The following is a 22,793-nucleotide window of genomic DNA, read 5'->3' as shown; positions in this document are numbered from 1 at the left end:
TTGCCGGCCGGTGCCGTCCTCTGGCCGCACACGGGGGTGCGACCTGCCGCCTACTGCTCGGTGCTGGTGATGAATACGCTGCCGTTGCGTTCCGGTGCGTACAAGATCAGCGTTGGCGCGTGAATGTCGAAGGCGCGCTCACAAGCCTCTCCGTAGGAATCGAACTGCACGGCCCAAGCACCGTTGCGCACGTAACAGTGCGTGATGGTGTCGGTGCGCCGGTCGAATTCCTGACCGAGAAATACGCCCTGCGTGTAACACCAGACGACGAATCCGTGAAAGTCTGCCTGCTCCGGTGCGCGAAACACGCGCCAGCGGGCGTCGTCTCGAGCCGCCTGACGCGCAGTTGCGCCCGCTGCCCAACGCTCGAAGCCGTCGTGTCGTTTGCGTTGCTCCATGTCGTCGTACCCCCTTTTGGGTGAACCGCCCTTCGGGTGCCGAGATTCGACATCCCCGGGACGCGTTTTCATAGTCGGAATTTGTTCCTGGCATTTCTATCAGGCAATTCCGAAAGACGGCAGGGAATTTCTCCAAAGGGGGCGGCGTCACACGTCGTCAATCGTAGTGAATCGCAAGCCAGACGGTGGTTTCAGCCTGTGTGGTCCATTCCACGCGGTGCCGCCGGTGCGCCGCGATCGTGACGGCGTCGCCCGGGTTCAGCGTGAGTATCAAACCTGGGGTGTCGGCGAAGGCCAAGCCCGCGTTGCCCCTGAGCAACACCACCCACTCGTGCTGCGGCTGGTCGTACCAAAAACCTGGGGGAGACGCCTGTCCGGACGAGACGATACGCTCGACGCGGATGCCGGGGCGCGCAAGTAACGTAGTGAATTGCTCGGCGGCCTCCGGATCGGGATACGAAGGCAGGCCGGCAAACAGATTCGTGTCGGGAAGCGGCGGTGTGTCCATACGTACTGTGCGGTCTATTTGCGGTGAGGGATAGAAAGCATACACGCGCCGCTCCGCACTCAATCGTCGAGATTTTCGTGCACGGCCGGGTCGCCGCGTCGCCAGTAGGCGGCCGCCTTCACCCATTTCGGGTTGAGGCCACGGGTTTCGACGAGATGGCGGCGCACGGCCTTGGCAACGCCCGCTTCGGCGGCGATCCATGCGTGGACATCGCCAGCGGGCAGGGTGGCGACCTGAAGCGCGTCCAGCAGCGCGGTGCTCTCGCCTGCGGGGGTGCCCTCGCGGAAGATCCATTCGACCACGACATCGGCATCGCTCGCGAAGCGAAGTCGGCCGGCGGGACTGTCGATTTCCGCAAAGACGAATGCCGGCGCGCCTGCCGGCAGTTCGGCCAGACGCCGGGAGATGGCGGGCAGCGCGGTATCGTCGCCGATCAACACGTAGCCGTCGAAGTTCATGGGAATGACGAACGAGCCGCGCGGGCCGCCAACGCCGATCCGGTCGCCTGGTTTGGCCTCGCGTGCCCATTGCGTGGCAGGGCCGGCGTCGTGCATCGCGAAATCGATCACGAGCGTGTTCGACGCTTCATCGTAGCGGCGCGGTGTGTAATCGCGCATGCGTCGCGGCGAATCGCCGGGCGCCGGATTTGCGACACCTTGCGCATCGAGCTGTGGCAGTGCCAACTCGCCGGTCTCGGGGTTGGGAAAGAACAATTTGACGTGATCGTCGAAGCCGGGGCTGGTGAAGCCTTCGAGGTCGTCGTCACCCAGCGTCACGCGCAGCATGTGCGGTGTGAGCGGCTCGACGTTGCGCACTTCCAGCACGCGCAGGCGAAGGGCGTGGCGCACCCGTTGCGGCGTACGATCGGGCACGACGGTCGGTGTAGCGTTGCCTTGCATCAGAGTCGCTCCAGTTGTTGCGCGGCCGCGTCGAGAATGGCCGCGAACGCATTGGCTTGTTCGCTCGTGAGCGGCTCGCCGCCCAGACGCAAATGCACGGCGTATTTGAAGTTGTGCAGCGCACGCATGACCTGCGGCGGCATGTCTTCGGAACGCTCGCGGCGAGTAGCGAGCCGAGCGAGCAGTTCCGTGACCGCGTCTTCGTTTTCAGCCAGATATTCGCGGCCGGTGTCCGTGATTTCGTAAGACTTGCGTTGGCTGTCGCCGGTGCCTTCCTGCACACGGATGTAGCCCATTTCCTCCAGCAGCGTGAGCGTTGGGTAGACCACGCCCGCGCTTGGGCTGTACGTTCCGTTCACACTCGCTTCGATGGCTTTGATGAGTTCGTAACCGTGACGCGGTTGTTGCGCGATCAGATGCAGCAGCACGAGCCGCAGGCCGCCGTGGCTGAAGAGTCGGCCGCCACCGCGCCCGCCGCGTTCACCGCGTCCTTCGTCGCCGCGCCCGAAGCGGCCGTCACCCAGCCCTTCGCCCATGCCGCGCCGACCATGACGCCCACCGCGCCGTTCGTCGCCAAAATCTATTTTGTCCAGGTCCAGCGGGCCTCGGCCCATGAAATCGCCACGTGATCCACGCATGATGCGACTCCTCTTCGATGTAGTTGAGACATGTTTACGATATATCTAAATTACATCGAAAGCAAAATTATTTTTGCGACATTCCTGAGTTGGGCGGAGAGAACTAGCGCGGAACCGGGGGGAGGCGGCGGGGGCAAGGGAGGCCTGTCGCGCGATGTGCGGGGGATGGCGAGTGAACATTTCGATAGGTCGACGTGGCGCCGGGCACACGCGGTTCCGCCCCCCCAGCCCCGGAAAATCTAGAATCCCGGAGGCAGAGGCAGAGGCAGAGGCAGAGGCAGAGGCAGAGGCAGAGGCAGAGGCAGAGGCAGAGGCAGAGGAGGCAGGTGCGGCGGCATGAGACACGCACGCGCAGAGGGGCCACGCATGGGCTGTGCGAGTCGCCGGAATCGAATCGAATCGAATCGCGACGCCACGCCACGCCACGCGACTGGCGTTGCCTAACGCCGGGTCAAGGCGTCATCGATGCGTGGCCGCACGCATCGGCGCGGGGTATGCGTGCCATCCGGACGGCGGCACGCAGCACTCAAGACAGCTTCGGCAGGTCGGTTCCGAGCCACTTGCGATAGCGCTTGTTCAACTCGCCGTTGGCGGTATTGCGCGTGACGAAGTCGTTGACCGCCGCGAGCAGCTCCGGCTGATTGGGGCGCAATGCGATGCCCATTGCCTGCTGCAGCAGATTGAATTTCGGTTCGAACTGGCCCGGTGCACGCTGACGAATCGCATTCGCGACCGTCACCGAGCAACCGATGGTGTCGACCTGTCCGGTGAGCAGTGCCTGCATGGCGGAGGCGTCATCGTCGAAGCGACGGATTTCGGTGCCCTCGGGGGCTGTCTTCGTCACGGCCATGTCCTGCGTGCTGGCGCGGGCAACGCTCACACGCAGCCCTTTCAGATCTGCGGCGGACTTGATGGAGGTCCCGGTTTTGCCGAGCAGCACGATGGTCGCGGCGGCATAGGGTTTGGAGAACTGCACCTGTTTGGCGCGCTCCGGCGTAATCGCGAGAGAGGCGACGAGTACATCGACCTTGCCGCTGAGCAGGTACGGAATGCGGTTCGGTCCCGTCACCGGCATCAGGTGGGCCTTCACGCCAAGATCCTGTGCCAGCAGCTTGGCGACGTCGGCGTCGTAGCCGTCGGGCTGCATCTGCGCGTTCGTCGTGCCGTAGGGCGGAAAGTCGATGAGCATACCGACGTTGAGCGTGCCTTTTTTCCTGATCTCGGCAACGGTCTGCGCGTGGGCGGGTGTGGAAAACAGCGTCAGGGTACTGGTGAGCACACTGCCGAGCGTGCCGCCGAGCGATCCGACGAAGCCGGCTGGCATGGCCGCAACGCCGAGCGTTGCGAGAAAACCGCGACGCGAGCTTAGGTCCAGTGCGCCAGGAGCGATTTGCCGGCTCGCCGGATGTGACGTTGCGTGCCGAACGGGCGCAGGGTGACGCGAAAACTTGCGAGTCATGTTAGGTCTCCTGAGGCCGCGACGACATCGTCAAACTGCCAGTGCAGGGCGCAAGGCGCGCGTCTTGGCGCTGGCCGACGGCTAACCCGAGCGATGGTAGCGGTCGGCACCGAACGCGTCCACTCCGCACAAACCCCAGCGAAAACCCTAGGTTTTGGACGTCTGACGGCAACGCGAAAGTGATGAGGACGACGAAGTCAGTCGCAGGCAGGGCGCGCGAACTGGAAAAAGGGGAAAAAAAACGGTGCCGAAAATCGGCACCGTCTCCAGGCACTGCCTGCCACTCGCTTGCAAATCGCGTTGCCGTGAGATGCCACGGCGGTGCGACGGCAAGACTTACTGGGCGGCGTCCTTCACCTTCTTCAGCGGGCGAACCTTCACGCGCACCGAAGCCGGCTTGGCCGGGAACCAACGCTCCTGACCCGTGAACGGGTCTTTGCCGAAACGCTTCGCCTTGGCGGCGATTTGTTGCGACGTGACCTTGAACAGACCATGCAGCGTGAATTCGCCGGCACCCTTCTTGTGCAGCGAGCTGATGATGGTGTTCTCGAGCGCGGCCAGCACTGCCTTGACTTCCTTCACGGCGACCGCCGAATGTTCGGCGAGGTGTGCTGCGAGCTGGGTCTTGTTGAGCGATTCCTTGATCGGCGAAACCTTGCCGCTGGCGGCTGCCTTCGGCGCGGCCTTCGGAGCCGCCTTTTTCGCGACCGGAGCCTTCTTAGCTGCCGGAGCTTTTTTCGCCACAGGGGCCTTCTTTGCTGCTGCTTTCTTTGCCGTTGCCATATCGATCCAATCGATGAGAATAAGAAAGTGCCGTCGGAGAACGGCCACCCGAATGATACGTCTTGCTGCGCCGACGATTCTACCTAAGAAATCGCTTTGTGCGAGTCGTGCGCCAATTATGTTGCGCGCTTGCCGCATAAGGCTGAGCGGCGATCGCGCTGCATTTCGATTCGTTTCATTCGCGCCGCGCCGATTTGCCCCCGCCGTCAAGAATCGTCTTCTTGGTTCATGCGTCGCGCTCGTCGCTGCCGATTGCGCGAACTTTACATGCGCGCGCCCCCGGCTCGCCGGCGCGATCGTCCGGAACCCTCAAAAGCGCTGCATTTTGCAGGTCTCGCAACGGCCATCGCCATTGCACCAGGCGTCGGTAAGCGTGGTGCCGTCGGCGCTGAGCGTGATGTCATGCTTCGCGCCGTAGCTGCCTGCGAGTTGCAAACGCGCGCCTGCAAGCGTGCCTTGCACGGTGGTGTGAACGTTGGGTTCGACGTCGTCGACGCTGCCGGTAACCTGTGCGCCATTGAGCGCGAGCGCCATGAGTCGCGTCATCGGCGAGCCGGAAAAACCCCACCACGGCGGCGCGTTCGTGCACAAACCGCGCCAGCGTCCCGAGGGGTTGAACACGCGCAACGCAGCGGGTGCGCCTGCGGGCGCGGTGGCGCCTGGCGCATCGGGCCGTGTACTTGCCTGCGGTGCTGCGGCGACGATGGCCGACGTTGGGACCGCGGATGCCGGTGGCGTGTAGGCTCCCGGGCTTGCAACCGGGGCTTCGGCCGCGCCGGCGGGCACGGCGCTGTAGGTGCCAGGGGCGCCGTCGACAGGGGCCAGGTCGGCGGGCAGACCATCATTCGGCACGGGGGCCGTTGCCGCCGCGCACACCTGACACGACATATGCGACAGGCTGTTGCGCGTTAGCGCGCGCGTACCGTACAGACGCTGTCCACGCCCGACGCCATCGTGCAGCACCGTGACGTATGGCGTGTCGTCGAGCGCGTACGCGACCTTCGCGCACGCGGAGGCATTGGTTTGCAACGTGACGTCGGCAGAGAAGGCGCCGTTGTCCGCGTGTATCGGAAGCACCGACACCGATGCAGAACAATCGGCGACGATCTGCGCGCAATTGCAGCCGCCGCCGGTCTGTGCCTGTGCGTGTCCGGCGATGCTGAGCATGCTCGCGACGAGCCATCCCGCCGCGATTCGCAACGAACTGAAATTCCGCATGATGTTTCCCCGAAATTGACGGTCTATCCTATGCTGCGGATAGTCAATGAAAAGACGTCGGCTGACAAGCTCCGGAAGCCACGAAAGCCACGAGCGTAGAAATCGCCGAGGACGGGGGAGTGGCGAGGGAGGTGAGGGAGGCGAGGAGACGAGGGAGACGAGGGAGACGAGGGAGGCGAGGGAGGCGAGAGGGGCGAGAGGGGCGAGAGGGGCGAGAGGGGCGAGGTAGGCGGCAAGCACGCGACGGGAAAGCGGCGGTCGACGATGCGTCGCAGGGCGTCTGAGCGTCACGCAATTATGAGATTTCGCCCGTATCCCGATATCGATAGCGCGTTCTACACTGCGAGTTCTGGCCCCTCTTTCAGCGCGCAAACGCCCGTTGTCCACTGGAGACATGCATGCTCGTCGACCGCACGAATGCCCCCGGCCGTTCCGATTGTTCCATGCCCAACGATGCCCCGGCGTCTCCCATGCCTTCCGCCAATCGCATACTCGCGATGCTCGCGACGCTCTTCTTCGCCATGGGGCTGATTACGTCGCTGAACGATATTCTGGTGCCTCACTTCAAGGCCGCGTTCGACCTGACCTATCGCGATGCGGCACTCATCCAATCGAGTTTCTTCGCCGCGTATTTCGTGGTGTCGTACCCGGCGGGGCAATACACCGCGCGCATGGGATACCGTCGAGCGCTCGCGAGTTCGCTGTGGCTGGCCGGCGTCGGCTGCGCGTTGTTCTTTCCCGCCGCAGCGCTCATGTCTTATCCCTGCTTTCTCGCAGCGCTCTTCGTCCTGGCGAGCGGCATTACGTTGCTGCAAGTGGCGGTGAACGCCTACGTCGAGACGTTGGGCACGCGAGGGGCCGCGGCAAGTCGTCTCACGCTGGTGCAAGCGTTCAATTCGTTGGGCACGACCGTCGGGCCGCCGCTCGCCGCGCTCTGGATTCTCGCGCCTCAGGCGGTGACGGGCACCGGGCACGCCGTGGATAGCGTGCGCGGCCCCTACGGTCTGCTCGCGGCGGCGCTGGCCATCGGGGGCGTGGTGCTTTGGCGCCTGACGTTACCGGAACAACGCGCAAGCACCGCATCACCCCCCGGTGTGCTCGGCAACGTACGCAGTCTGCTGGCCCATCGGCCCTTGCGCTACGGCATCGTGGCGCTGTTTCTTTATGTCGGCGCGGAAGTCAGTATCGGGAGTTTTCTGATTGTTTATCTAACGAATCCGGGCACGGGGATCGTCGATCACGCGCATGCGAGCCGTTATCTGGCGCTTTACTGGGGCGGGGCGATGGTGGGGAGATTCGTTGGCGCGTGGCTGCTGCGCAAGGTGTCGCCGGGACGGATGCTGAGCCTGTGCGCGCTCTACAACCTGACGCTGATTCTCGTGTCGTTCACGTTGCCCGTATCGTTCGCGATGTGGTTGCTGCTGGCGTGCGGCCTTGGCAACGCGATCATGTTTCCGACGATTTTCTCGCTTTCGGTGGGCGGTCTGGGCGCGCGCGTGAGTGAGGGCGGAGGGTTGATCTGCATGGCGATCGTGGGCGGTGCCGTGCTGCCTTACCTGCAGGGGGCGCTGGCGGACGGGGCTGGCATCGTGCTGTCATTTCTCGTACCCGCGCTCGCCTATGGCTATATCGCCGGGTTCGGTGCGTGGTGCGCACGCACCGAACCAGCGTTCGATGTCCGCGACAAATAGGCGTAGGCGATAAGCAGGCGACAGTAAAGCGACGGCGGCCCAGTCTCGGAAGGGGCGCGGCGGGGTAACGTCCGGCGATCAGCCCGGCTTGCCGAAGGTATAGCGTCCGAAGATGAACAGCACGTTGCCGTTGCCCTTGCCGCCGGGCACGTACGCGGTCGCCACCGATGCGCGCCCGACGCCGATTTCGGCGAGGGGCAGCGCGCCGGGGAAGGGCACGCCACCGAGCGTGTCGGAGCGTGACATGAGAAAGACGGTATAGCCCAGACCGAGCCGCACGGGGCCGGCGTTCGCAATGTTCCAGATACGTCCGTAGCCCGCCATCGGCGACCAGTCGTTATGCGAGTCCTTGAACGCCATTGCGTAGAGCATGCGCGAGCCGTTCCTGCCATCGGACAGCACACGTCCATAGCCCAGGCCCCATGGGTTCTCGTTGTATTGATCGATCTTTTCCCGCGGGTACGCGAAGCGCAGATGATGCGTATGCAGTGGCACGTAGAGTTCGCTCGCACCCTGCGTGGCAACATCGCGAACTTCGTCGACGATAGCGCCGGTCCACGTCGATATACCGCCTGGGGCATCGTCGGCAAGCGCGGCCTGTGGCAACACGAATGTCAATGCGGCACTCATCGCGAGAACGGCGCAGCGGCGCGAGAACGGTGAAATCCGGGCGGGCGGGGCAAGCGGTGCGAGTCGAATCGATGGCGCGAGCCGCCCGGTGATTTGGGGGGTCGTAATCATGGTTGAGTGCGTCTTGTTGCGAGAAACGGGTCTATCGTGATGGCCGGCGTTGTGTCGGCGTTGTGTCGGCGTTGTATCTGCGTTGCGCCTTCGTTGTGCCGACAAACAGGGGCGTCGCGAACACGAGACGGATCGCTGACGCGCCGAGCGAAGGGCATTCCCGTCTTTCTAGACCGCGCGCGCGTCGAGAAAGTTCGAACGGTGGGCTTTTTACGCGATTGCCCACGGGCGAAGCATCGGTCGATCAAACGCGCTGCGCGACGAAGAAGTCCTTCTGCGTCAAGGGGATATCGCGGATATCGACGTGTTATTCACCGGGTTGTGAACATTTTCTGTGGATAACACGGCGACGCGGCCGACGGGCAGTGCCCGGCACTTGCCACATGCGCATGGGCCGTTCACGAGACGCTGCCATGGCGCAGGAATTGCGCGCCACATTTTTTCTCCATCCGATCAAGGGCTTGAGGCAGCTATGCGCGAGTTGTCCACCGGCTTGCAAACAGATTCTGTGGATAACGAACTTCCCAGAAGCCCCGCACTACGCCTCGTTTTCCCGCACCGGGCACAACTTTCGCGCGCGACCATTGTTTCCCTTCGAATCAGTCACTTGCCATGCTTTTCCGCAAGTTATCAACCGGCTTGTGAACAAAATGTGTGGATAAGCGGCGTGCTCTCGTTAATCTCAATATATGGGACCAATGTTTACATATTGACATTTAAGTCGTCGCGGAATTACGATGCGCCTCATACCGGTGGACGGACACGTACAGGAGACGACGGTGACGGAACGACGCAAACAGAAGGTAGCGATCATTGGCTCGGGCAACATCGGCACCGACCTGATGATCAAGGTGATGCGCAATAGCGAGCATCTGGAAATGGGCGCGATGGTCGGCATCGATCCGGCCTCCGACGGACTGGCCCGCGCGCAGCGCCTGGGGGTGCCGGTGACTGCCGAAGGTATCGACGGTTTGCTGGCGATGCCGGGTTTCGAAGACATTCGCATTGCGTTCGATGCCACGTCGGCCAAAGCGCACGCGCATCACAATGAACTGCTGCAAGCGCGCGGCGTACAGGTGATCGATCTGACGCCGGCCGCCATCGGCCCGTACGTCATTCCGTCGATCAACCTCGACGCGCATCTGGACGCGCGCAACATCAACATGGTGACGTGCGGCGGTCAGGCGACGATTCCCATGGTCGCGGCCATCTCGCAGGTGGCGAAGGTGCATTACGCGGAGATCGTGGCGTCGATCTCGAGCAAGTCTGCCGGCCCGGGCACACGCGCCAATATCGACGAGTTCACGGAAACCACATCGAAGGCGATCGAAGTGCTGGGTGGCGCATCGCGAGGCAAGGCGATCATCGTGCTGAACCCGGCGGAGCCGCCGCTCATCATGCGCGACACGGTGTTTGTGCTCTCCGAGCCGGGCGATCAGGCGGCCATCTCGGCGAGCATTCAGGCGATGGTCGACAAGGTGCATGCCTACGTGCCGGGCTATCGGCTCAAGCAACAGGTGCAGTTCGAGCTGTTCGACGCGTCGCGCCCGCTCAATGTGCCGGGGCTGGGCAAGCTCACGGGCCTGAAGACGTCGGTCTTCCTCGAGGTCGAAGGCGCCGCGCACTATCTTCCGGCCTATGCGGGCAACCTCGACATCATGACCAGCGCCGCGCTCGCGTGCGCCGACCGTATCGCCGCCACCCGCCTGGCGCTCGCCGCCTGAGCGTCGCACGCGCTATCACGAGACACATCTCATCATGACGCAGAAAAAGCTCTATATCTCCGACGTGACGCTGCGCGACGGCAGCCACGCGATTCGTCACCAGTACAGCATCGCCAACGTGAAGGCGATTGCCGCAGCGCTTGACGCCGCACACGTCGACTCCATTGAAGTCGCCCACGGCGACGGCCTTGCCGGTTCGAGCTTCAACTATGGGTTCGGCGCGCATACCGATCTCGAGTGGATCGCCGCCGTGGCCGAAACCGTCACGCACGCCAAGGTGGCCACGCTGCTTCTGCCGGGAGTGGGCACCGTTCACGACCTGCGTGAAGCCTATGACGCGGGGGCTCGTGTGGTGCGCATCGCGACGCACTGCACGGAGGCCGATGTTTCCCGTCAGCACATCGCCTATGCGCGGGAACTGGGCATGGATACTGTCGGCTTTCTGATGATGAGCCACATGACCACGCCGCAGCATCTCGCCGAGCAGGCCAAGTTGATGGAGTCGTACGGCGCGACATGTATTTATGTGGTGGATTCGGGCGGGGCACTGGGCATGAACGACGTGCGCGAGCGCTTTCGTGCGTTCAAGGACGTGCTCAAGCCCGAGACGCTCACCGGCATGCACGCGCACCACAACCTCAGCCTTGGCGTGGCGAACTCCATCGTCGCGGTGGAGGAGGGCTGCGACCGCATCGACGCGAGTCTGGCGGGCATGGGCGCAGGCGCAGGCAATGCGCCGCTGGAAGTGTTCATCGCAGCGGCGTCGCGCTTGGGCTGGCATCATGGTTGCGACCTGTACACGCTGATGGATGCTGCCGACGACATCGTGCGACCGTTGCAGGATCGTGCCGTGCGCGTGGATCGCGAGACGCTGGCACTCGGCTACGCCGGGGTGTATTCGAGCTTCCTGCGTCACGCCGAGGCCGCAGCGGCGCGCTACGACCTCAAGACCGTCGATATTCTTGTCGAGCTGGGGCAGCGCCGCATGGTGGGTGGTCAGGAGGACATGATCGTCGACGTCGCACTCGATCTGCTCAAGCGTCGCGCCGCATAACGTACCGACGCGTCGACGCGCCCACCGGGAGCACGCCCCAGGCACCGCCCGGCCCACTCGTCGACGCGCTCGTCAACGCACCATTCAACGCATCCTTCGACGCATCACCCGACGCATCTCCCCGGCTGCGGCTTCTCTGCCGCTATGCCGATGCCGGCCGCTTTCGCAGAATTCGCTGAATTTGCAGAAAGGGCCGGCATTTTTTCGTGTGTCGATGCGGTTCATCCACGTCCATTGCCAGACCAGCCGAGTTGGCGACTGATCTGTGCAGCGGCGTCCTTCACGCGGGGCACGAGTTCCTGCATGCGCTCGCGGTTCATGTACTTGGTCGTGCTCGATACGCTGATGGCGGCCACGATACGTTGGCTTGCGTCATAGATCGGTGCGGCCACGCAGCGAATCTGCGGCGTGTCGTCTTCCAGGTCGAAGGCGTAACCGAGCCGGGCATAGTCATGCATGCGCGCGAGCCACGTTGCCGCATCGATGGGATGTGAGGCCGCTCGCGCCAGATAGTGGTCGAGCTGCGCCCGCCATTGCGTTTCATCCTGATCGAGCAGCAGTGCCTTGCCCACGCCGGTGACGCAGATCGGCTTGCGCCCGCCGATACGCGAGCTGATTTCCACGGCGCGCTGTCCGGGCAGCTTGTCGAGGTACATCACTTCCCAGCCGTCGGCCACTGCCAGATGCACGGTGTCCTGCGTCTCGTTGGCCAGCGTTTCCAGCGTCGGCCGTGCAACGCGTGGCAAGTCGATCTGGCGATAGGCGAGAAACCCCAGTTCGATGAGCTTGTTGCCCAGCCGATAGCCGCGGCGTGGCTCGAATCGCAAATACCCGGCGTGGACGAGCGCCGATGCAATGCGATGCGTGGTCGACGGGGTGATGCCGGTGTGCGCCGAGAGTGCCGGCACGGTGTCGATGCCGGCGGCAACGGCTTCCACGATATCGAGGCCACGGAAGAGGGTTTGACTGGCGAGCGTGCGGGGGCGCTCGGCCTCTGACGGTTTCGGCTTTGCCATCAGGCCCCTCCGATGGCGAGCAGGCGCTCGTACACGTAGCACTTGAGCGCGACGTAGTGGGCGGGGGCGAGCACGGGCAATTCGATGCCGTGCAGATGGTTGCCGTCGTCGCCCGTCTGCACGCTGCGGATCGTGCCAGTGGCTTCGATGGGCATGTCGATGTCACCGACCCGTACGCGGAACGCCAGATGCATGCTGTCGCCGATCGCGCCGAGCACGGTGTCTGCCAGCAGCGAGACGCCCTCGGCGCTCACGTCTTGCAGCAGCGCAAGGTGCCACGCGTCGCCCACACTCACCGACACGACCAGCCTGGCGGGCACACGCTGCGATCGGCGCAGCACTTTGCGGCGAATCTGCGCGGGTGCCGAGAGCACGGCGTAATCGATCGGCACGCGCTCGACACGCTCCACCGTACAAACGAAGTGGTAGATGTCTTCGCCGGAAAATGTCCAAAGTTCAAGCCGCTCGCTGGGTTGCAGGGTCGGCGGTGCGGCACGGCCTGTCGGGGCGGTGACGAACAGCATCTGATTCGGTGCGTGACCGATCACGCGCGTGCGCACCCGTTGCGACCCGGCGCCCGGCGGCAACTGGATCTGCAGCCAGTCACCGGGGCGCAGATTCAGGTCAGTGAGTCCGTACTGCGGTTGGGGTGCGCCGGCGCCGTCTGGCGCTGCGCGATCGGTGGGCGATGGGGCGGTAACGTTCTGCAGTGCGGCATCGTCTGCGCCGAGATCGGCGACCCGGTGGGGCTCGAAGGACGAGAACAACCAGTCGCGTCCGGCTTGCGTGGGGACGATATCGCCGGCGGCCAGCAGCAGCTCGCCATTGCGGTCGACGACCGCCCAGGGCAGGGCTTCGCCCAGGGGAATCTCGTCGGGCGTGAGCGGGACAACGACAAGCGCGGTGAGGGGCGCGGCAGACGCCGGAGATGGGGTGGTGGACATATGGGTTCGGTGCGCGCAGCGTGCGCGCTCGCGTTCGGCGTCGAAAGGGCGTGGATCGTTGGTCGTCCGGCAGGCGCGGCGATGACAAACCCACTTCGCCGCCATGGCAGCGAAGTGGGCGCTCGCCTGCGCGCTGGGGACGACCGCAGACATCAGGTGTCCGAAAGTCTACCGCGACGCATCGGCACTTGGCGAGAGGAGACATATTCTCTTTTTATCGCAAGCTGCGTAAGTGGGCACTCGCTGGGGGATGCCGTGGGCGCGACGTCGATTGCCGTCGGCACCGAGTTGCGTGGCATGCGTGCGTGTCCGCTCGACGAGGTGCCGCGTGTTCGAGGCCGTCTGCTTATAGTCGACGGTTTGCCGGCGCGCCCGGCGACGAACATGTGGGGGGAGCGATGTGGTACCAACAGTGTGCAGGCGCTATCGGCTGGGGCGCAGGTGGGGGCGCGGCACGGGGCGTCGAGGTGGAGGGCATGCCCGAGGCGTTGGCATTGCGCCGCACTGCGCGCGCCGATTTGGGCGAAGGCCTTGCTCAGGCCTCGAACGTGGCGTCGAACTCAGCGTGTCACGCAGCCCCCAACGCAGCACCGAACGCAGCACCGAACGCAGCGGCAAACGCAGCGGCAAACGCAGCGTCCGACGTGGCGTCCGACTCAGCCCCAAACTCAGCGTCCGATGCACGGCGCAATGCGCAGGAGATGGCGCGCCGCGTGGACCCTGAACTTGCGCGGGCGTTTGCCAACGCGTGGGCAGGATTGTGGGTGATGACCGGGCCGTGCCAGCACTTCTATCGCAAGGAGTTCGACCTTGCGCACAAGCGCGATACGCGTCTGGCCCATAACCTGACGCAGGTCGAGACGATGTTGGTGACCACGCAAGGTGGGGGTGTCCCTTGGCCCGCCGATGTCTTCACCGATCCGGTATCCCACGACATTGCGCGGTGGCTCGAAACGATTGCCGCAACCGGCGACCGGGGATGGCACTTCCGTGCGGCGCGCGACGCCATGTCGCTTGTGGGCAATTTATCGCTACTTGCGATCATTGCGGCTTGCTTCCATCAGGAGGGGGCAACGGGGGAGGACGGGGAGGCTGACGGCGCTCGCGGTGCTGCGGCGGCGAACACCCCATTTGGGGTGCCCTGGGCCGACTGGACGCTGCTGGCGTTCGAGGGCGTGAAGGGGGTGATAACGCAGTCGCTCGGCTCGCCGACGTTGATTCGTCATCATGCGGTCGATGAGGTGCTCAAACGCATGGACGCAGGATGCCGGCTACTCGAAGCTTGCGTAATGTCTCAAACGCCTCAAACGCCTCAAGAGGCTCAAGCGCCTGCGGCGCCGTCGTTGAGGCGCAGCGTGCTGGGCACGCTCACGCGCTCGCGCGACGTCGCCACCGTCTTTACGTTCGCCAATACGGCGGTACCGCCCGCTCGGCTGGGTCTCTGGGCGCCATCGTGGTTCACGAGTCCGTCAATCGACACCGATGGCTATCGCGGCATATTGCGGGTGGCGGGTCTCATGCTCGACTCCTGCCGTGCGGTGACGAGTTTGCTCGGCACATGGGCGCGCAACGCCGCGTTCACACTCGACGCGCGAGACTTGACGCAGCGATGGCAGACGCTATGCGAGAAGCTCGCGAGTGTGTCCGCGGACGACCGGGCCAGGGTACTGGATCGGGTCGAGCGGGTGACGCAACTCTCCACGCATTGCGATACGCCGCTGCTCGGCGCAATCGCGTCGCATGACGTTTTGCGCGAACGCTTGCTTGCTTCAACCGATTCGTTGACGGCGAGCGAGATTGCCGATGCTTGCGAGCAACTTCAAGTACCTTGCAACGCGTCGTGCGTTGACGGGCACCACTATCTGAGCCTGAATCCGGCGGAGAGTCCGTGGGGGCATCGATGGACGGCAGACGCGTGGCAATGCGGCGGCGCAACGCCGGTGCGCGCGTCGTATCGTCTGCTGTTGCTGTATCAGCATTGGAGCGCGGCATTGCTCGAGCGCGTGGTGTCGTCGCCCTGCACAAGCCCGACGCCCGCGCCCGCGCCGAACGAGCCGCTGGGCATGGCGCGCACACGCTCCGGCGCGGTGCATGTCGATATCGAGTCGACGCGGGTGTGAACCTGCGCTGCGGCGTCGTCACCAATTCGTCTCACGTTCCGGCGTCGCGGTGATCTTATGGATCGAGAGGTCGGCGCCGTAGTATTCCTGTTCGTCGTCGAGCCGCAGGCCGACGAAGCGTTTGATGACGCCGTAGACGAGATAGCCCCCGGCGAAAGCGATCGCTACGCCCATGACCGTTCCAAGGGTTTGTGAGATGAAGCTCACACCGCCCAATCCGCCGAGTGCCTTCTGCCCGAAGAGGCCTGCCGCCAAGCCGCCCCAGACACCGCAAACACCGTGTAACGGCCACACGCCAAGCACATCGTCGATGCGCAAACGGTTCTGCGTCACCGTGAAGAGCCATACGAACAGCCCCCCCGCGACGGCGCCCACGACAAGTGCGCCGAGCGGGTGCATGACATCCGAACCCGCACACACGGCAACCAGCCCCGCGAGCGGACCGTTGTGGATGAAGCCCGGGTCGTCCTTGCCCACCCACATGGCGACCAGCGTCCCGCCGACCATGGCCATGAGCGAGTTGACGGCGACCAGCCCCGAGATGCCCCCCACCCGCTGCGCGCTCATCACGTTGAAGCCGAACCAGCCCACGATCAGAATCCATGCGCCGAGTGCAAGGAACGGAATCGATGACGGCGGATGCGCGGCAACCTGACCCTGTCCGTTGTAGCGACCCCGGCGTGCGCCGAGGTGCAGCACTGCGGCCAGCCCGATCCAGCCCCCGACCGCGTGCACGACCACCGAGCCTGCGAAATCGTGAAACGGGGCGCCGAACACACGAGTGAGCCAATCCTGAACGCCGAGATGACCGTTCCAGGCGATGCCCTCGAAGAACGGATAGATCACGCCGACGAGGAAGAACGTCGCGACCGACTGCGGATGAAACTTGGCACGCTCCGCGATGCCGCCCGAGACGATGGCGGGAATGGCCGCCGCGAACGTGAGCAGGAAGAAAAAGCGAATCAGCGCGTAGCCATTGTGCTCGGCGAGCACCGTGGCGCTCGACCAGAAATCGACGCCATAGGCGAGCGGATAGCCAATGAAAAAGTAAGCGAGCCCCGAGACGGCGAAATCCGTCAGGATCTTGACGAGGGCGTTGACCTGATTCTTCTTGCGCACGGTGCCGAGTTCGAGAAACGCAAACCCCGCATGCATGGCAAGCACCAGGATCGCGCCGAGCAGAAGGAACAGCACGTCGCCGGGTGTATTGGAATTGGGCATGAATGTGCTCTTTTGGTGCAAACGTGAGGAAGAACGATGATATGCAAGAGCAATGCCAGCATTTTTCAATACATTGATTTTTATCGACGTTTCGTCTGGTGATCCGATATGCCCCCATCGTGTTGCACGTTCCTGGTGCTGGGAGGCGCAAGCGTGAGCGAAGTCCGTGCATGAGCGCGAGCCGAAGCGGCTGAAAAGTACTGAAAGGCGAGGTGCCGTTGCGCACGATGCGTCACGCGGATGCGCGGTATAGAATCGAGCGTTTTCGCGGTGTCGTGCCGATCGCCCGGCACCGGCGATCCCGCTTCGCGCGCAGCGCCATCGCGTGACGACGACCGAATCGACAACAGCGCAACCACACGTCAATCACTGAGGAAACCCGATGATCTTTGAAATTGCCCAGATCGAAGTGAAGCCCGGCACCGAAGCCGCGTTCGAACAAGGTGTCGCAAAGGCGGCGTCGCTGTTCAAGGCCTCGAAAGGCTGCCACGGCATGCGCTTGCTCAAGTCCATCGAACAGCCGACGCATTACAGCCTTGTCGTGACGTGGGAAACGCTGGAAGACCACACCGTTCACTTCCGCAACTCGGACGCGTTCCAGCAATGGCGCGCCTTGGTGAGCGACTGCTTTGCGGTGCCGCCGAATGTGGGCCACGTCACGGAAGCGCTGATCGGCTTCTGAACTCGACACAGACAACGTAGCAAATCAGGCGGTGGCGGAGCGAGTCTCCCCCACCGCCTTCGCTTTTTCATTCGACGGAAAAGAACGCCATTACCAAGGGTTAACTCGGAGTAGAAGGATCTAAGTTTTCATATAACATGCAAACCAGAAAAATTTGAGACGGCGTGAGCGGATGACGACCAAACCCAAGACCTTGACCGAGCAGGTCGCGCAACAGCTACAGGACGCGATCCGGCAGGGTGTCTATCCCATTGGCACCAAGCTGCCGACGGGCAAGCAGCTTTCCGAGACGTACGGCGTGAGTCAGGCGGTGATCCGCGAAGTGACTGAGCGACTGCGCGCGCAGGGGCTGATCGACAGCCGGCAGGGGGCAGGTGTGACGGTGAAGGCGCGCACGCCATCGAGCGGTTTTCAGGTGCCGGTCGGTCAAGACGCTGCCGATCTGGCCAGCGTCTACGAGCTACGTCTCGATCTGGAGAGCACGGCCGCTGCGCTGGCCGCCGTTCGGCACACCGACGAGGATATTCGCCGACTCGCCGAAATTCTCGAGAAGCTCGAGACGAATCTTTATCACGCGGAAAACGGCGTGGAGTACGACACGGCGTTCCACGCCGCGATTGCGCGCGCGACGCACAATCGCTACTACGCCGATCTGCTGCAATATCTGAACCTGCAAATTCGGCAGGTCGTGCAGGCAGCGCGCACGAACACGTTGCGTCACGAAGGCCTCGCCGCGCAGGTGCATCAGGAGCATGTGGCCGTATTCAACGCCATCAAGGCGCGCGATCCGCTGCTCGCGCGTGCGGCCTCGCTCTCGCATCTGCTGCGGGCTTCGGCGCGTCTCGGGCTGACGCTGCCCGGGCGAGACATCATCACCGGCGCCATCGCGCCGACCGGCGCGTAAGCCCGTCGAAAGGCACCACCGCCCGCACCGTAACCCCCGACGCGTAAACCTATGACCATCACCGCTTTTGCGCAACGCCTCATCGACGCCGTCGGTGCCGACAGCGTCTTCACTTCGCCCGACGACATCGCGCCGTGGCTCGCCGACTGGCGTGGCATGTATCGCGGCAATGCCCAGGCGGTCGTGCGTCCGCGTACGACGGCGGATGTCGCAACGATACTCGCGCTATGCCAGGGCACGGCCACGCCGGTCGTGCCGCGTGGCGGCAACACGGGCCTGTGCGGCGGTGCAACGCCCGATGCCTGCGCGCAGAACGTGGTGCTCAGTCTCGATCGCATGAATGCCGTGCGCGGTCTGGACACCATTGCCAACACCCTGGTGGCCGAGGCCGGCTGCATTCTCGAAGACCTGCAACGCGCCGCGCGTGACGCGAATCGGCTGCTGCCGCTCAGTCTGGCCGCCGAGGGCTCGTGTCAGCTCGGCGGCAACCTCGCGACGAATGCCGGCGGTGTGAACGTCGTGCGTTACGGCATGACGCGCGAACTGGTGCTCGGGGTCGAAGCAGTGCTGCCGAACGGAGAAATCCTGCATGCCCTGCGCACACTGCGCAAGGACAACACCGGTTACGACCTCAAGCAGTTGCTCATCGGCTCGGAGGGCACGCTGGGCGTCATCACCGCGGCGGCGTTGCGCCTTTATGCGCCGACGCCGGTGCGTCAGGTGGTGATTGCCGCCGTGACGTCGCCGCGTCAGGCGCTGGCGCTTTATGAATTGCTGTTCGCGGCGTGCGGCCCGCGCATGCAGGCATTCGAATTCTTCACAGGCGAGTGCGTCGATCTGGTGATGGCCCACGTGCCCGGCGTGCGCGCGCCGTTTGGCGAGCGCCACCCCGGCTATGTGCTGGTCGAACTTGCCGACACCGACGACGAACCCGCGTTGACTGCCTTGCTCGAACGCGTGATCGAAGCGGCCATCGAGCGCGATCTGTGCGCCGACGCGGTGGTGTCGTCCACCCTCGGTCAGGTCGAAGACATGTGGAAGTTGCGCGAAGAGATTTCCGAGGCGCAACGCGCAGACGGACCGCATCTGAAGCACGACATCTCGCTGCCCATCGAGGCCATTCCGGATTTCATGACGAGCGCCGAGGCGCGCGTGCGGCGCGTGTGTCCGCAGGTGCGTCCCTTCATCTTCGGGCATTTTGGCGACGGCAATCTGCATTACAACCTGTCGCGCCCGGCCGGAGAGGCAACCGACTTCATGGCGAAGCATGGCGAGGCGATCACCGCCGAAGTGCTCGACGAAGTGGTGCGTTACGGGGGCAGCATCAGCGCCGAGCATGGCATCGGGCAGCTCAAGCGCGCGTCCTTCGCGAAGTACAAGTCGCCGCTGGAATTGCGCCTGATGCGCGAGATCAAGGCCGTGTTCGATCCGGCCGGCATCATGAATCCGGGCAAGCTGCTCTAAGCGCCTGCCTTCTTGACGGGCACCAGCATGGCTGGGGCCCGATCTGTTCTGCCATGGTGCGAGCCTGACGTTGCAACGCTCGACCTCGCGCCACCTGAGGAGTCCACATGACCGCACCCCCCGCCGCCGCAGCGCCGCTGTGCCTTGGCCCGCTGCCGGAGATCGATCCGCCGACGTTCGAGGTGCCGTTCGGCGCTGTCGACACTCACGCGCACGTGGTGGCCGCCAGCGACGCGTACCCCATGGTGCGCGAGCGCAGCTACACGCCGCCGCCGGCCCCGGAAGACCGATACCTCGCCATGCTCGATGCGACCGGCATGACCTATGGCGTGCTGGTGCAGATCAGCGTCTACGGAACGGATAACCGCTACATGCTCGAGACGCTGCGCCGTCATCCCGATCGTCTGCGCGGCATCGCCGTGGTCTCGCCCGAGGTGACCGATGCAGAACTCGAGGCGATGCACGCGGCGGGTGTTCGCGGGTTGCGTATCAACGTGCTGTTCGGCGGCGGCATCGGCTTCACCGCGATGGAAACACTCGCGCATCGCATCAAGGATATGGGCTGGCATATGCAGTTCCTGATGGACGTGAACGCGTTGCCCGAACTCATGCCGCGCATGACGAAGCTGCCGGTGCCCGGCATCGTCGATCACATGGGGCACACGCCGGTGGCACAGGGGCTCGAAGCCCCCGGCTTCTCCGCGCTGCGCTCGCTCGTGCGCGACCACGGCTACTGGGTCAAGCTCTCGGGCGCCTATCGTATCAGCGAGCGTTTCCCGACCTTCGACGACGTGACACCCTTCGCGCAGACGCTGATCGAAGACGCACCCGAGCGCATGGTGTGGGGCAGCGACTGGCCGCATGTATCGCTCACGCGTATGCCGAACACCGGCGCGCTGCGCAATCTGCTGCCGCTGTGGGCACCCGACGCCGACACGCGCCGCCGCATTCTCGTGGACAACCCGGCGCGTCTCTATGGTTTTCCGGCAACGACGTGATGCCCCGGCATCGTCGCCCCTTTCGGGCGCGCGATGCACGCTAGCGTGACTCACACTTCAAGACGACAAGAGGAGACAAGATGGACTGGTATCGCCAAATGAACAAGACCGAGCGGCGCACGTTTATTGCGGCGTTCGGCGGCTGGGCGCTCGACGCGCTCGACTTCATGGTGTTCACGTTCGTGATCACCACCCTGATTACTGTATTCAACATCGACAAGGCGCAGGCCGGCATGCTGGCCACGGTGACGTTGTTGTTCTCGGCCATTGGCGGTTGGCTCGCGGGCATACTCGCCGATCGCTTTGGACGGGTGCGCATCCTGCAAGGAACGATTCTGTGGTTCTCCGTCTGCACGATCCTGATCGGCTTCGCGCAGAACTTCGAGCAGATCTTCGTGCTGCGTGCCTTGCAGGGGCTGGGCTTCGGCGGCGAGTGGGCCGTGGGATCGGTGCTCATGGGCGAGATCGTTCGCACCGAGTATCGCGGACGTGCCGTCGGCACGGTACAAAGCGGCTGGGCGATCGGTTGGGCGGTGGCGGCGCTGGCCTACACGGTTTCGTTCTCGTTCCTGCCGGAGGCGTATGCCTGGCGTGCGTTGTTCTGGATCGGCGTGATCCCGGCGCTGTTCGTGCTCTTCATTCGTAAGCACGTGCCTGAGCCGGCGCTGTTCGAGCGCACGCGCAAACAGGAGGCCGCAGCCGCCACGCGCACGTCGGCGTGGGCGATTTTCTCGCCGTCGCTCATCAAGACCACCGCGCTCGCGGCACTGCTGTGCACCGGCGTGCAGGGTGGGTACTATGCCGTGACGACCTGGCTGCCGACGTTCCTCAAGACCGAGCGTCATCTGTCGGTCATCGGAACCGGCGGTTATCTGCTCGTGATCATTCTGGGCTCGTTCATCGGCTATCTGACGGGCGCGTATCTGACCGATCGTCTGGGGCGTCGCGCCAACCTGCTGATTTTTGCGGTGCTGTCGGGCGTGACCATCTTCGCTTATACGCAACTCCAGCTTAGCAACGACCAGATGCTGATCCTTGGCTTCCCGCTGGGCTTCGCGGCTTCGGGCATTTTCAGCGGCATGGGGGCCTATCTGACCGAACTGTTTCCGTCGGCGGTGCGTGCCAACGGGCAAGGCTTCACGTACAACTTCGGGCGCGGCTTCGGTGCGCTGTTCCCGAGTCTGGTCGGGTATCTGGCCAAATCCAGTGGTCTTGGCGCCGCCATCGGCATGTTTGCCGGGGGGGCCTATCTTGTCGTGCTGATCACCGCCCTCTTGTTGCCTGAGACGAAAGGGCGCGAGATCGAGTAAGTTCGTACGTTCACCGAGGGGGCGAGCGCCGAAGTCGTGGCTCGCCCCCTTGGCTTTTCTGAATCGAGGGAGTGCTGCATGAAGATCCTTGTACCGGTCAAACGGGTAGTGGATTACAACGTAAAGGTTCGTGTGAAGAGCGACGGCAGTGGCGTCGACATTGCGAACGTGAAGATGTCGATGAATCCGTTCGACGAAATCGCGGTGGAAGAGGCGGTGCGCCTGAAGGAAGCGGGCGTGGCGACGGAAGTGGTGGTGGTGTCTGCGGGGGTGGCGCAATCGCAGGAGACACTGCGCACGGCGCTGGCCATTGGCGCGGATCGCGCGATCCTGATCGAGTCGGACGAAGAGCTGCAGCCGCTGGCGGTAGCCAAGCTGCTCAAGGCGATCGTCGACAAGGAGCAGCCGCAACTGGTGATCCTGGGCAAGCAGGCGATCGACGACGACGCCAATCAGACCGGTCAGATGCTCGCGGCGCTGGCGAAGCTGCCGCAGGCGACGTTCGCCTCGAAGGTGACGGTGGCGGACAACCGGGCGCAGGTCACGCGAGAGGTGGATGGGGGGCTCGAGACGGTATCGCTGTCGCTGCCGGCGGTGATCACGACGGATTTGCGTCTGAACGAGCCGCGTTACGTGACGCTGCCCAACATCATGAAGGCGAAGAAGAAGCCGCTGGAGAGCGTCAAGCCTGCGGATCTTGGGGTGGATGTGAGCCCGCGTCTGAAGACGCTGAAGGTGGCCGAGCCGCCCAAGCGCAGCGCAGGGGTGAAGGTGGCGGACGTGGCAGCGCTCGTCGAGAAGCTCAAGCTTGAGGCGAAGGTCATCTAAGGGAGACGACGAGATGAGCATTCTGGTAATTGCAGAACACGACAACCAATCGATCAAGGCGGCAACGCTCAGCACGGTGGCGGCGGCGCTGCAATGCGGCGACGACGTGCATGTGCTGGTTGCGGGCAGCAACGCGAAGGCAGCGGCCGATGCGGCCGCGCAGATCGCGGGTGTGAAGAAGGTGTTGCTGGCC

General features: G+C 64.0%; 21 protein-coding genes and 1 pseudogene. 11 read left to right on the top strand and 11 right to left on the bottom strand.

The annotated features are described in order from the left end of the window. Positions 1 to 50: 50 nt before the first annotated feature. The 7 genes from ACE3UG_RS15870 to ACE3UG_RS15840 form a co-directional block, all read right to left on the bottom strand. The gene (locus tag ACE3UG_RS15870) at positions 51 to 398 is read right to left on the bottom strand and encodes a hypothetical protein (protein WP_017233744.1); all 348 of its coding nucleotides are present in this window, start codon (positions 396 to 398) and stop codon (positions 51 to 53) included. 157 nt (positions 399 to 555) lie between these two features. Beyond that, the gene (locus ACE3UG_RS15865) at positions 556 to 906 is read right to left on the bottom strand and encodes a cupin (protein ID WP_374625542.1); all 351 of its coding nucleotides are present in this window, start codon (positions 904 to 906) and stop codon (positions 556 to 558) included. 59 nt (positions 907 to 965) lie between these two features. Further along, the gene (locus ACE3UG_RS15860; protein ID WP_374625540.1) at positions 966 to 1,805 is read right to left on the bottom strand and encodes a siderophore-interacting protein; all 840 of its coding nucleotides are present in this window, start codon (positions 1,803 to 1,805) and stop codon (positions 966 to 968) included. Further along, positions 1,805 to 2,443, bottom strand: coding sequence for a PadR family transcriptional regulator (locus ACE3UG_RS15855; RefSeq protein ID WP_374625537.1), 639 nt, complete (start codon positions 2,441 to 2,443; stop codon positions 1,805 to 1,807). The genes ACE3UG_RS15860 and ACE3UG_RS15855 overlap by 1 nt, the downstream gene beginning before the upstream one ends. Positions 2,444 to 2,969: 526 nt before the next feature. Continuing rightward, positions 2,970 to 3,767 (bottom strand): transporter substrate-binding domain-containing protein, encoded by a 798-nt coding sequence (locus tag ACE3UG_RS15850; RefSeq protein ID WP_374625697.1) that lies wholly within the window; start codon positions 3,765 to 3,767, stop codon positions 2,970 to 2,972. A 471-nt stretch (positions 3,768 to 4,238) separates the two neighbouring features. Beyond that, the gene (locus tag ACE3UG_RS15845) at positions 4,239 to 4,685 is read right to left on the bottom strand and encodes an HU family DNA-binding protein (protein ID WP_374625535.1); all 447 of its coding nucleotides are present in this window, start codon (positions 4,683 to 4,685) and stop codon (positions 4,239 to 4,241) included. Between the two features lie 309 nt (positions 4,686 to 4,994). After that, complete coding sequence (locus tag ACE3UG_RS15840) at positions 4,995 to 5,903, bottom strand: hypothetical protein (RefSeq protein ID WP_374625533.1); 909 nt, start codon at positions 5,901 to 5,903, stop codon at positions 4,995 to 4,997. A gap of 470 nt (positions 5,904 to 6,373) precedes the next feature. Between ACE3UG_RS15840 and ACE3UG_RS15835 the strand changes: the two genes are divergently transcribed. After that, a complete protein-coding gene (locus tag ACE3UG_RS15835) occupies positions 6,374 to 7,594 on the top strand; it encodes a sugar MFS transporter (RefSeq protein WP_374625531.1) in 1,221 nt (406 codons plus the stop codon). Between the two features lie 78 nt (positions 7,595 to 7,672). On the opposite strand, the gene pagP is transcribed toward ACE3UG_RS15835, so the two are convergent. Further along, on the bottom strand, positions 7,673 to 8,335 hold the full coding sequence (pagP, locus tag ACE3UG_RS15830; RefSeq protein ID WP_374625529.1) for a lipid IV(A) palmitoyltransferase PagP: 663 nt from the start codon (positions 8,333 to 8,335) through the stop codon (positions 7,673 to 7,675). Between the two features lie 779 nt (positions 8,336 to 9,114). Between pagP and ACE3UG_RS15825 the strand changes: the two genes are divergently transcribed. Together ACE3UG_RS15825 and dmpG are read left to right on the top strand one after the other, a co-directional pair. Next, a complete protein-coding gene (locus ACE3UG_RS15825) occupies positions 9,115 to 10,059 on the top strand; it encodes an acetaldehyde dehydrogenase (acetylating) (RefSeq protein ID WP_374625527.1) in 945 nt (314 codons plus the stop codon). A 34-nt stretch (positions 10,060 to 10,093) separates the two neighbouring features. Beyond that, positions 10,094 to 11,113 carry a 4-hydroxy-2-oxovalerate aldolase gene (gene dmpG, locus ACE3UG_RS15820; RefSeq protein WP_374625525.1) on the top strand — a complete coding sequence of 340 codons (1,020 nt, stop codon included), beginning with the start codon at positions 10,094 to 10,096 and terminating at the stop codon, positions 11,111 to 11,113. A gap of 221 nt (positions 11,114 to 11,334) precedes the next feature. Here the strand turns inward: dmpG and ACE3UG_RS15815 are convergent, their stop codons facing one another. Together ACE3UG_RS15815 and ACE3UG_RS15810 are read right to left on the bottom strand one after the other, a co-directional pair. Beyond that, complete coding sequence (locus ACE3UG_RS15815; protein ID WP_374625523.1) at positions 11,335 to 12,129, bottom strand: IclR family transcriptional regulator; 795 nt, start codon at positions 12,127 to 12,129, stop codon at positions 11,335 to 11,337. Continuing rightward, on the bottom strand, positions 12,129 to 13,073 hold the full coding sequence (locus ACE3UG_RS15810; protein WP_374625521.1) for a flagellar brake protein: 945 nt from the start codon (positions 13,071 to 13,073) through the stop codon (positions 12,129 to 12,131). Before ACE3UG_RS15810 ends, ACE3UG_RS15815 begins: the two co-directional genes overlap by 1 nt. A gap of 713 nt (positions 13,074 to 13,786) precedes the next feature. Here ACE3UG_RS15810 and ACE3UG_RS15805 point away from each other — a divergent pair. Beyond that, entirely contained in the window at positions 13,787 to 15,193 is a 1,407-nt protein-coding gene (locus ACE3UG_RS15805) for a hypothetical protein (RefSeq protein ID WP_374625519.1), read from the top strand. Positions 15,194 to 15,211: 18 nt separating this feature from the next. Here ACE3UG_RS15805 and ACE3UG_RS15800 read toward each other — a convergent pair whose 3' ends face one another. Next, the gene (locus ACE3UG_RS15800; RefSeq protein ID WP_374625517.1) at positions 15,212 to 16,414 is read right to left on the bottom strand and encodes an ammonium transporter; all 1,203 of its coding nucleotides are present in this window, start codon (positions 16,412 to 16,414) and stop codon (positions 15,212 to 15,214) included. Positions 16,415 to 16,796: 382 nt separating this feature from the next. On the opposite strand from ACE3UG_RS15800, the gene ACE3UG_RS15795 reads away from it, so the two are divergent. The 7 genes and pseudogenes from ACE3UG_RS15795 to ACE3UG_RS15765 form a co-directional block, all read left to right on the top strand. Continuing rightward, positions 16,797 to 17,096, top strand: a complete 300-nt coding sequence (locus ACE3UG_RS15795; protein ID WP_374625515.1) for an antibiotic biosynthesis monooxygenase — start codon at positions 16,797 to 16,799, stop codon at positions 17,094 to 17,096. A gap of 172 nt (positions 17,097 to 17,268) precedes the next feature. Continuing rightward, positions 17,269 to 18,000: a FadR/GntR family transcriptional regulator gene (locus ACE3UG_RS15790; protein ID WP_374625513.1), complete on the top strand. Its 732-nt coding sequence runs from the start codon at positions 17,269 to 17,271 to the stop codon at positions 17,998 to 18,000. 51 nt (positions 18,001 to 18,051) lie between these two features. Beyond that, entirely contained in the window at positions 18,052 to 19,464 is a 1,413-nt protein-coding gene (locus ACE3UG_RS15785) for an FAD-binding oxidoreductase (RefSeq protein WP_374625511.1), read from the top strand. A gap of 107 nt (positions 19,465 to 19,571) precedes the next feature. Then, the gene (locus ACE3UG_RS15780) at positions 19,572 to 20,462 is read left to right on the top strand and encodes an amidohydrolase (RefSeq protein ID WP_374625509.1); all 891 of its coding nucleotides are present in this window, start codon (positions 19,572 to 19,574) and stop codon (positions 20,460 to 20,462) included. Between the two features lie 80 nt (positions 20,463 to 20,542). Further along, positions 20,543 to 21,772 (top strand): MFS transporter, encoded by a 1,230-nt coding sequence (locus ACE3UG_RS15775; RefSeq protein WP_374625507.1) that lies wholly within the window; start codon positions 20,543 to 20,545, stop codon positions 21,770 to 21,772. A gap of 78 nt (positions 21,773 to 21,850) precedes the next feature. Further along, complete coding sequence (locus ACE3UG_RS15770; RefSeq protein WP_374625505.1) at positions 21,851 to 22,600, top strand: electron transfer flavoprotein subunit beta/FixA family protein; 750 nt, start codon at positions 21,851 to 21,853, stop codon at positions 22,598 to 22,600. A 13-nt stretch (positions 22,601 to 22,613) separates the two neighbouring features. After that, positions 22,614 to 22,793, top strand: a pseudogene (locus tag ACE3UG_RS15765) (electron transfer flavoprotein subunit alpha/FixB family protein); the annotation flags it as partial.

The sequence above is a fragment of the Pandoraea sp. genome (genome assembly GCF_041919235.1).
In the GTDB taxonomy this organism is placed as follows: Bacteria; Pseudomonadota; Gammaproteobacteria; order Burkholderiales; family Burkholderiaceae; genus Pandoraea.
The sequence above is the reverse complement of the archived record's forward strand: the minus strand, read 5'-3'. Positions and strand labels throughout refer to the sequence as shown.